Genomic DNA, 15142 nt, shown 5'->3' on the forward strand with positions numbered 1-15142 from the left:
TCAAAGGTAGTCATTGAAGTCTAAGTAATTTTCAACACGATTAGCCATTCAATGATTTTTGAATGAAATGAAAATCGGCAAGTACGATGGCAGCAGCAGCTTCCACCACGACAGGTACACGCAGAGCAATGCATAAATCGTGTCTGCCTCCTATTTTTATGCTTTCCATTTTTTGGGTTTTATAATGATAACTAGACTGTTCCTGTGGCGTGCTGGAAGTTGGTTTGACGGCTATTTTGAAATGGAGGGTATTTCCATTGCTGATACCACCCTGAATGCCTCCGGCATGATTGGTCAAGGTGTGGCCTTTATCATCTGTATAAGGATCATTGTGTTGGGACCCCTTCATTTTTGCAGAGCCAAATCCACTGCCAAATTCAATTCCCTTGACCGCGGGTATGCTGAAGATCAGTTGGGCCAATTTGGATTCCATAGAATCGAAAAAGGGTTCTCCCCATCCTACCGGTACTCCATGGACCATGCATTCCACAATGCCTCCAATGCTGTCTTGATTTTCAATGGCTTGTTGAATCGCTTTTTCAATATCGCTTAATCCACCCGCTTCGATGAGTTTAGCCTGGATGTCAATCTCAGGAATTATTTTTTTGGCAAGGACTCCTGCTGCCACCAGACTGAGGCTGAGCCTTCCTGAAAAATGTCCGCCCCCTCTGGGATCGTTCAGTCCTTTGTATTTTATTTTGGCCGTATAATCCGCATGACCCGGACGCGGTTGATCCAAATAAGCCTGATAGTCTTTGGAGCGGACATCGGAATTGTCAAATTCTATGAGCAGTGGTGCGCCTGTAGTCATTCCGTTGAATACACCGGTCTGAATTCTGGGAAAGTCCGTTTCTATTCTGGGGGTGCTGCCTTTTTGTCCGGCTTTTCGTCTTTCCAGATCCTTTTCAAAGTCCGCTGGACTCAACTCAATCCCCGGAGGAACGCCATCCAATAGGATACCTACCACAGGCCCATGGGACTCTCCAAAAATGTGTACCCTGAATATTCTGCCAAAACTGTTCATTTGATGTCAATTACTTCAAAAAACTGGCCAAACTCTTTCCAAAAGCCTGGGAAGGATTTAGTGACCACCTCCGGTTGTTCGATGTCAAGGATTCCTGTAATGCAGACCAATGGGGCCAAGGCCATGGCCATTCTGTGATCACCCAGGCTATGAAGGCTTTTGTTCTGCCATCGGAGAGCCCTGCCAGAGACCTTAAGACCCTCGCCATTCATCACCAATCCAGCCCCCATTTTATTTAATTCAGAGACCAGAGCAATCACCCGATCTGTTTCTTTTATTCTCAAGGTCCTAAGTCCGCCAAAGCTGCTTTTAATTCCTAAACCTGCACAGGTACAAACCATGGTTTGAGCAAGATCGGGTTGACCGATAAAATTGAATTCCAATTTTTCGGGAAGCTGAATCGGATCATTCGGATTTTTGCTGATGCTGAGACCTTCTTCTGTAAATGCTGAACAAACACCAAAAGGTTCGAAAAGAGCCATAACCACTCGATCCGGTTGATGGGATTTTTCATTCAATCCCTTCAGGAGAATATTTCCTCCATGTGGTGAAAGTGCCAATGTTTCGTACCAATAGGAAGCCGCACTGAAATCAGCACCAATGGGAATTTGACCCTTGTAATTCCCTGGTAAAATATGGTAAAAATTTTCATTCTGCTCAATAGGGATGCCAGCCAATTCCATCATCTGGAGCGTGAGCGCAATGTATCCTTCCGAAGCAGTAGGTCCTTTCAGATTGATTTTTAAACCGCCTTCCAGAAAGGGAGCTATCATACAAATCGCACTTATAAACTGGCTGCTCAAATAAGCAGAGAGATTGATGGCTCCACCTCTTAATCTCTTTCCACGAATGCGCAGGGGAGGATACCCTTCTTTACCCAAATAATCGATATCTGCACCCAATGTCCTGAGACCATCTACCAGAGGACCAATGGGTCTCTCCAACATTCTTTCAGATCCTGTGAGTGTCCATTCTCCTTCGATGATGCTGAAGTAAGCGGTCAAAAATCGAAAGCAGGTACCAGCATCCTGACAATCCATCCTGGATGCCGGATTGGCCAATAATTGCCTTAGCAGGACGGAATCATTCGCATCTGATACCTCGGTAGGGGTGCAAGCTCCATTTGAAAGTGCTTCAAAGATCAGAGCCCTGTTGGTTTCACTTTTTGAAAGCGGTAGTGCAACCACACCATTCAGGCTTGAAACAGGAGCTTTTATGCGAATCATCGAGGCTAATTTAAGGCAAGACTGGCTTAGGGATCAAAAAAATGGTTGTGTTTGTAAAGGAGGGGATGGAAGACTGATGGATAAATCAACTAAATAAATTTATAATTAATTATTAAACAAACTTATATAAATTTTAATATTATATAATATGATAAATCTTTCATTTTCGGGAAAATATTTTGTGCACCAAGCAGCGAAATGTAAATACGCGGAGTCTATTCTGTAAAACCGGTTGGCTAACCAGGTGATTTGATTAGTGATGAATGAATTGAATTGCCCTTTCCTATTAATTACTTACAGGTAGTGATAGGTAAGGTAAGCTCCGGTACCCGGGTATCGGAGTTTTTTCCCATCGATTACCCTGTTGTTCGAATAAAGATTTTTCTCATATTTTACCTACTACTGTCTAATTGAAACTACCAGGCGAACGAGCCAGGTAGTTTTTTTTGTTTATATTGAATATAATATTATTTTTAACTATAATGTTTATTTACTTATTAGATAATGTTTTAATTAAAAACTATAGACATTTTAATGGACCGCATGCGTTCGTTTGTACTCCTTTCATTTCTGGTTTGCCTTTGGTCTTTGTAGCTTTGCCCCCCAATTCAGATTCATGGAACGCAATCATATCATAGGCTTTATTCTTATATTTATCGTTTTGTTTGGCTGGAGCGAGTTTTTTTACAAGCCAACTGCCTTGCAGAAGATGAAGGAAAAAAAGCGGGCGGATTCGCTTGCCATGGTGGAGTCTTTGGCTGCCCAGACGGATACAGTCGCTTTGCCGGGATCAAAGGAGGATTCTGTTTCCCTTCATTCCAATGATTCGGGGTCTTTGGAATCAATTTCACAGACCGAACAATTTTATAAGTTGAAAAATAACTTGTGCGAAATCACCATCAGCAGTAAGGGAGGACGGATTACAAAAGCATTTATTAATGGCTATCAAAAAATCATCCTCGCGGAAGATGGTTCTGAATTAAAAACGGATTTGTTTTTACTGGAAGACCCTAAAAATAAGTTTGAATTTAAGATTGAAGGCAGTCGGGGAACCATCCAAACCGGTCAACTTTATTTTCAGCTGATGGACCAGTCTGAAAACAATCTGAAGTTGAAGGCAGAGGTTCCCGGTGGTGGTGTCATAGTTCAGAGCTATAAACTCGCTGCAGAGGATTACACCTTGGATTATACGGTCCGGATGGATGGATTGGAGACCCAGAAAGATATTATTTTGTACAAGGAAAATTTCCTGGACAAAATTGAAAAGAACTATGAGTACGAAAAATATTTTACCTCGGTCTATTACAAAGAGCTAAAGGAAAATGCGGATTACTGTTCTTGCAGATCGGATGATTCCCACGACAGCAAGGGCAATCAAGTGCAGTGGATTTCGCATTCGAACCAGTTTTTCAATTCGACCCTCATTCCAGCAAAACCATTTAATTCTGCGCTGCTTGAAACGGTCATGTTGCCGGACAACAGCGAAGATTTGAAATTATTGAAATCGAGTGCATCCATTTCTCCATCGGATATTATAGCTAAGGACTATGCGATGAAGTATTACATCGGTCCGAATGAATACAAAAGGCTGGATGCATTTGGAGTGCATTTAGAGGACATCATCCCCTATGGTTGGTCCGTATTTGGTACGATCAATCGTTACGTCATCAGACCCTTGTTTTCCTTTCTTCATTCTTTGATGGGCAATATGGGAATCATTATTTTATTGATGACTTTTATTGTTAAGTTGGTCGTTTTTCCTTTGGCTTATAAAATGCTTCAATCTCAGGCCAAGATGACTGCTTTAAAGCCTGAGATCGATAAAATGAAGCTAAAATACAAAGATGACATGCAGCAACAGCAGGTGGAGACAATGAAGCTGTACAATGAATTTGGTGTAAACCCCCTGGGTGGCTGTTTTCCGTTGTTGTTGCAAATGCCGATTTGGATTGCCTTGTACCGTTTTTTTCCGGCCACCATTGAATTTCGTCAGGCTGCATTTCTGTGGGCCACCGATCTGACTTCCTATGACGAATTTTTAACCTTGCCTTTCACCATTCCATTCTTCGGCAATACCCTGAGCTTATTTGCTTTTCTGTGGGTGATCTCCACCATTGTTTTTACTTATTATTCGAGCAAGTCAATGGATTTGTCGGCCAATCCGGCCATGCTTTATATGCAATACCTGATGCCTTTGTTGTTTTGGTTTATGTTTAACAAAACCGCAGCAGGGTTGACTTGCTATATGTTTTTTAGCAATATTTTAAATATAGCCCAGACAATAATTGGTAAAAATTATCTTTTTGATCACAATAAGATCCGTGAAAAACTGGAACTGAATAAATCGAAGCCTAAGAAGAAAGGTGGATTCCAGGAAAAACTGCAGGAGATGATGAAAGAAAAACAAAGGCTCGATATGGAGAAGGCAAAAAACTTAAAAAAGAAATGATGATTCGACTTATCCTTGTTTTTATGGCATTAAGCCTGGTTCAAATCTCTTGTCAGCGCAAAATGGCAAAGCAAAATCAAGGCAATGTGCTTTCTCAGGAGCTGACCCATGAAGAAGCCCAGTTAAATCCTGACCCGTTGCCGCGATTTGTCACTAAGTTGACCGCCAGAGATACCCAGCTGAAAGAACTTGACACCTTGCTTTTTTACAACAGAACTGCATGTTTTGGATTTTGCCCCACCTTTAACTTCAGCATTTTTAGCAATGGTGTGATCTTGTATGAGGGCATTCAACACGTGGAACCTGCCGGGAGAGTTTGGAGCCTTATTTCTGAGGAAGAATGGGACGAATTGATGAAGTTGATTCGAATGGCTGATTTTTTCGAATTGGAAGATGTGTATCCGGTCAATCAAAGAGAAATGTTGGTAGATCTACCCAATATCCACATCATGGTCAAACACGATGCCAAGCGCAAACACATTACAGACAACCACTCCGCACCCGCCAAATTAAAAACACTTGAACAAGCGGTAGAAAATAAATTAAAGTCTTTATTGCCTTCAAAAGAGTAAATGCCATTGTCAATTTTTGTCTTCCTGCTTGACCAAAAGTATTTTACCATCTTCAAATAAAACATAACCCTGATCATAACAGAAATAGTAGGTATTACCCGTTTTGGTTTGAATCAAATGGGTCGAATACCGAAAATCAAATCCTTTTCTCAAAAGGCTGTCTCTTGAAATCGTGCGCTTTCCGTCCGGATTAAGCTCAACCATTATATCACGATTGGCCTTAAGGATTTGATTGATTTTTTTAATCAGCGGTGGTACTTCTTTTTTGGATTGCTGATGGTGAATCGAGCGACAACTGTCTGTGCAAAATCGCTTATCCCGTCTTCCCACCAATGGAGAACCACAAACGATGCACTTTTTTTGGACGCTTTTGAGCATAAGCTGCTAAATAATCGCTCACAAGTTATAAACTTTTTATGGAAGCACAGAGGTTTTAAACCCAGAATTGTCATTAGATTTTGTAATGAGAGCCAAAAGAGCAACAAAGGCAAGACTCCTCGAAAGAAATTCGCGCGGAGGTGAAGTTATATTTCATTGAGCACGAATTTCGAGAAGAGGCTTGCATTTAATGCTATTTTGGCTCGTAATAGAATTCTAATGACAATTCTGGGTTAAAATGAAAACCAATGGCCTGAAAGCTCACTTTTCAAATTGAATCCCAATTCCTGCAAAGAAAGTTCTTCCTTGTGCGGGTAAAAGTCCAGGGCCGGGATAGCCGCCTGCTCTTCTTGTCGCATATTTTGCATCGAGTAAATTGTTGATCCCTGCCCTTAAATTTAAAAATTTGCTCAGCTTTAAAGAAAAGTTTGCATCGTGAACCGCATACGATGGAATAAATCCAATTGTGCCTGAAGCGTTTGATTCAAAAGTATTGGCAGCGTCAGTATAAACGCCACCCACATAATTGCTCTGAAAAGAGCATTGAATCATTTTATACTCCAGCTGTATGCCGACCCTATGGATGTACTCTGGTGCAAATTCAACTTTTTTCCCCTGGATGGATTTGCTTGGATCCTGTGCAATCGCTGGATTGTTCCAATCGGTGTATCTCGATCTGTTGAGTGAGGTGGAACTGAAAATTTTAACGCTGTGCGGTAATTGGGATTGCATAAAGATTAACTTCACCAGATCGATTTCAAAATAAGATTCAACTCCAAAACTTTCACTTGATCCGATATTGGTCCTGAAGATCTTTCCATCTTTGTTTAGGTTTCCAATTCGATCATTGTATTTCAAATAATATAAACTAAAATCAAACGACATCCATTTACCAATCGTCCCACGAATCCCCAGGTCGGAGTTATAACCATTTGCGTCTTTTAAATGAGGGTCAATAACATCGCTGGTGGCACTGGGTGTCAATTCGGAAAAAGTAACGGGTCGATAGGCATTCGATATATTTGCATATACATTGGTGAGTTCATTGATTTTGAATTCTACGCCCAAACCTGCCAACACAATATTTCTCCCGCGTTGATCAAAAACGGCCGAGTCCGTCGCATTTATTCTTCCTTCTACCGTATTTTGGATGTTTTCCCAACGTATTCCGGGTATAAGTTTCCAACGTTTGTGTAGATAAAAGATATTTTCAGCAAATAGAGAATGGTTTAAGGTGCCAAATTTCAAGTTGCGTGCAAAAACATTGCCCTCCACTTGAAAATCTGGATCAGAACCCGTGCTTCCAACTCCAAGCTGCGATCTTGTTGTTCGTCCCTTATAACTTCTCGCACCAATTGCCAATTGATGGGTTTTGTTGAAAAGATTGTAGTTTGTCAGACTTCTCAATTCGGATCCAATGTTGTTGTATTGATCTTTGTCCACCTGTCTGTTGTCATAGCTCAGGGTAGCACCCAGGATGGTATCCTGAGATGGAAAAGGGCGAATAAATCCAATGCTATTTCTAAAACTATGGGTGATAAATGTTTTCAATTGAACGGTACTTCTTGAATGAATGCGGTATTCCAAATTTACCTGACCCGTATTCCAGGGTGTACTCATCCAATTTCTGCTGCGTACTGACTGGCGATGGTTTTCTTTAAACATTTGGTCGGTAAGTCCTCCGGCTTGCTGGCTGGTGTAATCCATGGCTGTGTAGTCCATGGACATTTTCCACCGATCGTTTGGCTGGTATTCCATAGAGATGTATCCTGTGTGAATATTGTATTGGTTGTTTGGTCGCCAGCTGTCTGCGGATCTTCGGTGATAATAAGAGAACCATTTGAACTTTCCCAGATCTCCTCCCAAAGAATTGTAGGAATTGAACAAACCATAGGATCCCAGGGTCTGCTGTGACTCCATTTGCCATTTTTTTCCTTCTTTGGCAGATTTGATTCTATAATTGACCAAGCCTCCAAATTGAGGGCCAAATTGCAGAGAAGCTGCGCCTCTTATCACTTCAATTTGTTCGACAGCTTCTACCGGTGGCGTGAAATAAGCTTCAGGATAGCCAAATATCTCAGAACAAACGTCCACTCCATTTTGGCGAATGTTGAACTCCCAACTTCGGTTGGGGCTTAATCCCCTGGAGGCAATGTTCGTTTGAATTCCGGAGGCATCGCTTTCCCAAATGGTTATGCCAGGGATTTTGGCATAAATCTGCCTCATATTGTTGCTGCTCAGATCGGCCGTCGAAGCCTGTGGCCTCAAAATCTCATTTTTCTTGGCTGCAAAAATGACGAGGTCTTTCGAATGCTGATAATGTTGGACCCCACCCAAAGAATATTTTTCTGTAACGGTAATTGTTTCAAGGAGTTTTTCTTTTGTAGTGTCTTGTAAGGTATTGGAATATAATACATTATATTTTATTATCAGAAAATTGAAAATCAACAAAGTCAAGCTTGAGATCCGAAATTTCATTTCAAATATTTTTAATTTAGGGGCAAATGTATAAATAGTTAGTACACCCTAACTTATTTTGTGTCAATTTTTTTTTATTTTTGTGGAATGGATCTGAATCTTTTAAGCCTTACCGATGAAAACTATTTAAAGGCTATTTATCAACTTTGCGAACAAAACCCTCATAATGTTACCTCTACCAACGAACTAGCCGCTTATCTTCAGCTTAAACCGGGGACCATAACTGAGAGCATACGAAGATTGAGCGACAAGGGTCTAATCGCTTATGAGAAGTATCAACCGCTCAAATTGACCATCATAGGCAAAAGTCTTGCGCTTCAGATTATTCGAAAACAGAGACTCTGGAAAACCTGGCTGGTGAAGAAAATGTCTTTTGGCTGGGATGAAATAGATGAGCTGGCCCATCAGTTGGAACACATTAGATCCACCAAACTGATTGACCAGTTGGATCAAATATTGGGATTCCCATTGTTTGATCCTCATGGTGATCCAATTCCTGACAGCAGGGGCAATGTCCGGGGAAAATGTTTTATCAGTCTGGACCGGGCAGAGATGGGAAAAGCTTACCGAATTACGGCCATCAATGACCAGTCAGAAAAATTTATAAAGTACATGGATAAATTGGGTCTGCGAATTGGGGATGCTCTGTTACCCATCGAATTGGAAGAATACGACGAAGCCATCACGGTTCAATTGAATGATAAGCTTAGGCTTTTATTGCCCAAAACCGTATCAGAGAATATTCTCATCACTTCTGAAGAGCATTGTTGTGCTTTTGAAAACGAACAAAGCAATCCACCTTGTTTAAATGTCCATTATCAAAATAATTGAATATTTTAGTAGATAGGATACCTTATTTTTAAGATTGAAACGTTGATAATAACCAGAATGAAGAATTTAATCCAATATGTCCTTTTCTTGATTTTGTCATTTTCTGCATCCCTGGCCTGGAGTGCTCATATTATTGGAGGAGAAATGTATTATCAGTGCCTGGGTTATGGAAACAATGGCCAGGATACGACCAGCAGGGTGTACCGGATATTTATCAAGTTGTATAGGGATTGCAGGCCTCAGCAACAAGCGGCCGGATTTGATGTCCCACTTGGTTTTACGATTTTTAGAAAAATGGCCAATGGCAGTTATGTGAATGTTTTACCTGCCAATCAGGAATACAGTATCCCAAGATTAAGTCAGGGGCCAGACCAAATTGATCCACCGGATTACCCCTGTCTCATATTGCCTCCGAATATCTGTGTGGAAAGTGGAACCTATCAACACGATGTAACCCTGCCGATCATTCAATCAGAATATGTGATTGTCTGGCAGCGTTGTTGTAGAAACAATACAATTTCAAATATTCAAAATCCGGGAGGGACAGGTGCTACCTGGTCTATTTCCATTCACCCGGAAGCACAACGGACTTGCAATTCCTCTCCCAGATTTATCAATTTTCCACCCACGGTGGTATGTGTCAATAATCCTTTGAATTTTGACCACGGCGCCATTGATGCAGAAGGAGATTATCTCTTGTATAGCTTCTGCGAGCCTTTGGCAGGAGGCGGGCAAGGGCAGGGTGGCAATAATTGCAATGCGGTGGTACCCACTCCGGATTGTCCTCCACCATTCCCCTTGGTCCAGTTTAGAGCTCCGCTTTATACCTATCTTTTTCCAATGGGTGGAAATCCTCCGGTCACGATCAACTCACTGACCGGTCGTATCACAGGAGAGCCCAACACCATCGGTCAGTTTGTGATGAGCATTTGTGTATCGGAATATCGCAATGGAGTATTGTTGTCCACACTCAGAAGAGATTTTCAATTTAACGTGGCCAGTTGTCAGGGCACAGTCGTAGCACAATTGGGTACAGGGACCCTGACTCGAAAAAAACACCACTCAATTCTCTTATGCAATGATACCATCCTTCAAATGCAAAACAATTCTTACCAACAGCAATTTATCTCGGAAGTGCTTTGGGAGTATGAAAATGGAGGAAAGATGGATAGCTTTATGGGTTGGGCTCCCACCATTCACTTCAAGGAAGGAGGAATACACAAGGGTCGTTTTATTCTAAATCCAGGCACCAACTGCAGCGATACCTTCGGTTTTGATGTCAACGTGATTCCGCCGATTCAGCCGGATTTCAGTTTTAGTTTTGATAGTTGCAAAGCAGGACCGGTCAGTTTTAGTGACCAGACTTATTCGAAGTACAGCAATATCAGAACCTGGGATTGGGATTTCGGAGACGGATTTCGTGGTTTTTCCAAAAACATGGAGATCAATTACATCCATCCGGATCGATACACGATCCAACTTGAGGTTACAGATGAATTTGGTTGTAAAAGTAGAATTCAGAAGGGACTATTGTGGCAACCTGCACCGGATGTTATCATATTTGAACCAAGTCTGAGGGAAGGTTGTGTGCCATTGAAAGTAGGTTTTAAGAACATATCTTTTCCCACAGATTCGACCTATCAATTCAGATGGAAATTTTCAAACGGCGTAATTCGTTCAGGGACTTCATTTGTACAAGTTTTTGACTCTGTTGGAAGCTATGATCTCAATCTGGAAGTGGTCTCACCCCTGGGCTGTAAAAGCAGCGCTGATTTTAGTCAGGTCGTTAGCGTTTATCCACCACCTTCAGCCAATGCTGTCGTTGACCCATTAATCGTCAATATAGATACACCCTTTGTGCTGTTGACTGATCTCAGCCCAAACACCAATGGTAGGACCTGGATCATTGATGGAAAGGAATTTTATTTCGACAGAGACCTGCAGTATCAGTTTGAAGATACGGGCTGGCATTCCGTTAGACTGATTGCAAGTGACCGCTTTCTATGTACGGATACTTTGGACTTTCGCGTATTTGTATTCAGAGATTTTAGTCTGTATATGCCCAATGCATTTAGTCCCAATGGAGATGCCATCAATGAAGATTTCAAACCGGTTGGTCAACTCAGGGATTTGGTGAAATACGATCTTCAGATTTTTGATCGTTGGGGAGGAAAAGTCTTTGAAAGCAGGGTGGCTGACAAGGGCTGGAACGGCAAAATGAACAATGAAGGCTCAGATCTGCCACCCGGAACATACATCTATGAATTATATTACCAAGCGGCAAACAAAGAAGCTGTAAAAGAGAAAAAACAATTGATGCTCATTCGATAAAAAAAAGTGCCGGAGGTGGGACTCGAACCCACATGCCCTTGCGAGCACACGCCCCTGAAACGTGCGTGTCTACCAATTTCACCACTCCGGCAAAAGGACTGCAAAAATGGGTAAAATCTTTCAAACCGTCAAAAAGCTTTTAAAGGAAAATGAAAATCCGCAGAGGGCTGAAGCAATGAGCGCTTACATGCGGAATCAGTTTAGTTATCTTGGAATTTCATCTCCGATCAGAAGAGAGCTCGTTGCCGAAGTGTATAAGAAATACCCCAGCTATGATTGGGTCGAAATTCAGGAATTGTTTTTGGCATGCTGGGAAGAAGATCAAAGAGAATTCAAATATGCAGCTTTTGATATTGCAGCCAGATTTATTAAATATTTTGGCCCAGACCAGGTTCTTTTTTTTGAAAAATTGATAGGAGATCAGAGTTGGTGGGATACTGTTGATTTTATCGCTCCACATTTGATCGGAAAAACGCTGATGAAGCATCCTGACCTGGTCAAACAGTACGCACTTGATTGGAATAAAAAGGAGCTTTTTTGGTATCCCCGGGCAGCACTGATCCTGCAATTGTTTTACAGAGATCAGACCAATTTCCAATTGATGCAAAATCTGATTCTTTCTCAAAAAGGAAGTAAGGAATTTTTTGTCCGAAAAGCTGCCGGATGGGCGCTCAGACAGTATAGTAAAACCAATCCAAATGCCGTACAGGAATTTATTCAAAGCCACCAGCTGCACCCTTTGACCGTGAGAGAAGGTCTAAAGTGGATCAGGAGAAAAAGAGAAGGATAGATTTTTGAAGATCTCAATATATTTAAGAATTTCCTTTAGAATGCCATGACATTCCAAAGTAGCATTATGGAAAAAACTCTGCTCAAAATTTTGGTCAATGAAAAATAAATGAGCTCCGATTGAATTCCAGTGGAGGAGTTTTGACTTTGGTTTTTTTCTCCTCTCGCTGCGAATCAGAATGCCAATTCCTGGTAATAAGGAATTGTACCTAATTGTAAGAAGAACCCATAAGTAGAGAAGGAAGGATGGTTTGTTTTCCAATCCAAATTCCATCCATCCTTTTCTTCGTAATGGCTATGATTTATTTTTATTGCCATTTATAGCGAACACCCAAATATGGTTTGATTCCGTTGATGGGTGCAAAAACTTCTGTTGCATTAAAAAAATCCCCGTGCGGATCACTGGCTGCAATGATCGCACTGTGCTGGGTATAGTTGGTGATGTTTTCACAGCCGAGGTACCAGTCCCAGCGACCTTTTAAATAATTGATCTGTGTTTGCAAGAGAGGATAGGCAGGACTTTTGTCTGTATGATCATGAATCAATTCGTGCGAATAATTGGGCTTGTCCGGAAGTCTCATTGGGCCAATGTAATTCATGGTCATGTTAACGCTCCAAGTTTTGGACTTACTTTCCCAATCCAGTGAAACCAATCCGCGCCATTTTGGAATCATCACCTGTTCTCTGAATCTGAAATCTGCATTGAGCTTGTTGTTCTGATAGCGAAACCCAAATTTTGCACGGATAAAATCAAAAAATGGATAGCTGATGGTGCTTCCAAGTACCCAGGCTCTTGATTTGCCTTCCAGTTCCTTTATGCTGATCAGAGGTTGAGAATTTTGAAATTGATCCAAACCAACCACCAGTTGTTTTTCAAAATCAGTGCGATAGGCATCTATATTTATTTCAAATTCTTCTCCAAAGACTTGTGGCTTTCCCACCAGATTTAATCCATAGTTCCAACTCAATTCATAATCGGGCAGTTTGCCAATGCTCAAAGAGGAATTGCTGGACAAAAGATTAATCTGGTCTGAAAACACCCTGAAAAAGCGGTAGCCCCTGCCAGCAGATGCCCTTGCAGTCCACTGTTCGGTCATATTGTAACGCAGGTTAAATCTTGGTAGCCAGAGCGCTTTTTGATTGTTTAACCAATCCAAACGCTGGCTGGAGCTTACAATAAGTTTGGCGGGTTCCGATTCGCAGTCCTGCCCATATCTCCATTGGTAATCCAACAGCAATCCCGCCACCATCTGGTTGTATTGGATGATTGGAAATCGAATGTCCTTTGTTTTTTCCTCCGCAATATTGAGATGAAGGGAAGGCCCGGCATCAAGCTGATGAGCCTTGTCGGCACTTTCGTAGGTCAGAATAATCTGTGATTGAAAATGATGTTCATTGGCATTTAAAGTGTTTCGCTTGCCAAAGCTGGCGTCCAAATTTGATTTAGAAAAATCCCAGATGGAACCAATGGTCATGTTTTTATTGGGCAAACCAAGGTAGCCTACATTGCCTGAGACATTGAAATGACTTAAGATCTGTTGAGACAAATAAGGATCTTCCATTCTAGTTTGACCTCCGCTGCGAAAATCTCTCAGCGCGTGAAGATTAAATTGACCCTCCCAATTTTTGCTGTGAAAAGTATTTCTCCACAGTCCATTTAGGCGCAGTGTTCTCGCATCATCGTAAAATCCGTCCTGGTTGTGGTCTCTAAATCCGGAATGACGGGATCCGTGTAAGTAGAGTCCACTGAATAGCCCATCTTTCCATTTCTTATTGAGATGAATATTGCCTTCATATCTACCGTGGTAATCACCATAGGCATTCACAAAGACCGGTGGGTCCGTTTCCGGAGATACCAACCCGACGTTGATGGCTCCGGTCATGCTTTGCGCGCCATAGATCGAACTTCCTGCACCTTTTTGAATATTGACCCTTTCCAGCCAGGTGCCAGGAATGAAATCATATCCAAATGTGGAGAGAATACCTGTAAAGACCGGGCGATTTTCAATGAGTTGTTGCGTATATGCACCACGCAATCCCAAAAATTGGATTTCCCGATTTCCGACGACAGCGTTGTTGTACGAAAGATCCACTGTATTTGAGGTCTGAAAACTTTCTGCCAAACTACAGCAAGCGGCTTTTCTAAATTCAGATGCGTGGAGGGTTTCTACATTGAGTGGATTTAAGAGGGAAAAACTATGTGATTTGCGGACTGCTTCGATGGTGACTCCTTCCAATTCAATTCCTTCTTGTAGAACCAATAAAATTTGATGCATGTCTTTTGGAATAAGGATCGTGTCTGTCTGATAACCGGTATAGGCTATGACCAGAGAATCCTGATGCGGAGGTCTTGAAATGAAAAATTCTCCTTTTTCATCGGTTTGAGTACCTGTACCTGTATTTAAGAAAAACACGGTTGCGCCTAAAAGGGGTTTTTGGTTTTGGTCTTGGACGCTACCTTGTAAAACCTGAGCATGAAGTTTTAGGAATACAGGAAGAAAGACATATATTAAAGTGAATGATTTTGCTTTCATTTTTAAAATAGAATTTAAACAATAAAATGATGGTGTCCCTCTTTCGAAAGGTAACACATGAATAAAGTGAAAGCAAATTTCTAACAGGTGAGAGAAGCGTATTCAATCCTGATGAAACAACCTGATCGTTGTCGTCGGTCTTGGGTAATCTCAGGATTGATCAGGGCACTGGAGTAAACCTTGATCAGATTTGCAAAGTTCGGAAGAACTTGCGCTTCAGCAGTGAAGTGGAGGGATTTGGAATCCAAAGAATAGGATTCGGTATTTACTTTTTTATATTGAGTTTCTGACTTGCCACATGATTTTTTAGTGGGTTCTTCATGGCTTATTTTGCAGCTTCCCGATTTGGAGCAACAGGAATTGGAAAGCAAACCTTCATGACCACAGACCTCAGGATGAGGCAGGAAGGATGTTTGTATGGCTTTTTTACAATAACATGAAAAATTGAAAATGTTTAGACCAATCTGACCAACCAGTATGAGGCTACTGATGAATAAAACAAAGGGTTTGATATTTCTAAAAATCTTCAT

General features: G+C 41.5%; 11 protein-coding genes and 1 tRNA gene. 5 read left to right on the forward strand and 7 right to left on the reverse strand.

Annotation, left to right across the window (positions count from 1 at the left end; genetic code table 11):
• Nucleotides 1-40 precede the first annotated feature (40 nt).
• Together IPM48_09520 and IPM48_09525 are read right to left on the reverse strand one after the other, a co-directional pair.
• Nucleotides 41-1024, reverse strand: coding sequence for a chorismate synthase (locus tag IPM48_09520; GenBank protein ID MBK9271827.1), 984 nt, complete (start codon nucleotides 1022-1024; stop codon nucleotides 41-43).
• Nucleotides 1021-2250: a 3-phosphoshikimate 1-carboxyvinyltransferase gene (locus IPM48_09525; GenBank protein ID MBK9271828.1), complete on the reverse strand. Its 1230-nt coding sequence runs from the start codon at nucleotides 2248-2250 to the stop codon at nucleotides 1021-1023. The genes IPM48_09520 and IPM48_09525 overlap by 4 nt, the downstream gene beginning before the upstream one ends.
• A 616-nt stretch (nucleotides 2251-2866) precedes the next feature.
• On the opposite strand from IPM48_09525, the gene yidC reads away from it, so the two are divergent.
• Together yidC and IPM48_09535 are read left to right on the forward strand one after the other, a co-directional pair.
• Nucleotides 2867-4699: a membrane protein insertase YidC gene (yidC, locus tag IPM48_09530; GenBank protein ID MBK9271829.1), complete on the forward strand. Its 1833-nt coding sequence runs from the start codon at nucleotides 2867-2869 to the stop codon at nucleotides 4697-4699.
• The gene (locus IPM48_09535) at nucleotides 4699-5271 is read left to right on the forward strand and encodes a hypothetical protein (GenBank protein MBK9271830.1); all 573 of its coding nucleotides are present in this window, start codon (nucleotides 4699-4701) and stop codon (nucleotides 5269-5271) included. Before yidC ends, IPM48_09535 begins: the two co-directional genes overlap by 1 nt.
• A 9-nt stretch (nucleotides 5272-5280) precedes the next feature.
• On the opposite strand, the gene IPM48_09540 is transcribed toward IPM48_09535, so the two are convergent.
• Nucleotides 5281-5649, reverse strand: coding sequence for a hypothetical protein (locus tag IPM48_09540; protein MBK9271831.1), 369 nt, complete (start codon nucleotides 5647-5649; stop codon nucleotides 5281-5283).
• Nucleotides 5650-5910: 261 nt separating this feature from the next.
• Nucleotides 5911-8127, reverse strand: coding sequence for a TonB-dependent receptor (locus IPM48_09545; GenBank protein ID MBK9271832.1), 2217 nt, complete (start codon nucleotides 8125-8127; stop codon nucleotides 5911-5913).
• Nucleotides 8128-8214: 87 nt separating this feature from the next.
• Between IPM48_09545 and IPM48_09550 the strand changes: the two genes are divergently transcribed.
• Both IPM48_09550 and IPM48_09555 read left to right on the forward strand, forming a co-directional pair.
• Nucleotides 8215-8958, forward strand: coding sequence for a metal-dependent transcriptional regulator (locus IPM48_09550; protein ID MBK9271833.1), 744 nt, complete (start codon nucleotides 8215-8217; stop codon nucleotides 8956-8958).
• A 57-nt stretch (nucleotides 8959-9015) separates the two neighbouring features.
• Complete coding sequence (locus IPM48_09555; protein ID MBK9271834.1) at nucleotides 9016-11289, forward strand: gliding motility-associated C-terminal domain-containing protein; 2274 nt, start codon at nucleotides 9016-9018, stop codon at nucleotides 11287-11289.
• A gap of 7 nt (nucleotides 11290-11296) precedes the next feature.
• Here IPM48_09555 and IPM48_09560 read toward each other — a convergent pair.
• A tRNA-Leu gene (locus IPM48_09560) sits at nucleotides 11297-11380 on the reverse strand.
• Between the two features lie 15 nt (nucleotides 11381-11395).
• Between IPM48_09560 and IPM48_09565 the strand changes: the two genes are divergently transcribed.
• Complete coding sequence (locus IPM48_09565) at nucleotides 11396-12079, forward strand: DNA alkylation repair protein (protein ID MBK9271835.1); 684 nt, start codon at nucleotides 11396-11398, stop codon at nucleotides 12077-12079.
• Nucleotides 12080-12386: 307 nt separating this feature from the next.
• Here IPM48_09565 and IPM48_09570 read toward each other — a convergent pair whose 3' ends face one another.
• Nucleotides 12387-14612, reverse strand: a complete 2226-nt coding sequence (locus tag IPM48_09570) for a TonB-dependent receptor (protein MBK9271836.1) — start codon at nucleotides 14610-14612, stop codon at nucleotides 12387-12389.
• 80 nt (nucleotides 14613-14692) lie between these two features.
• On the reverse strand, nucleotides 14693-15142 hold the full coding sequence (locus IPM48_09575; GenBank protein MBK9271837.1) for a hypothetical protein: 450 nt from the start codon (nucleotides 15140-15142) through the stop codon (nucleotides 14693-14695).

Source organism: Saprospiraceae bacterium (assembly GCA_016715965.1).
Taxonomy (GTDB): Bacteria; Bacteroidota; Bacteroidia; order Chitinophagales; family Saprospiraceae; genus Vicinibacter.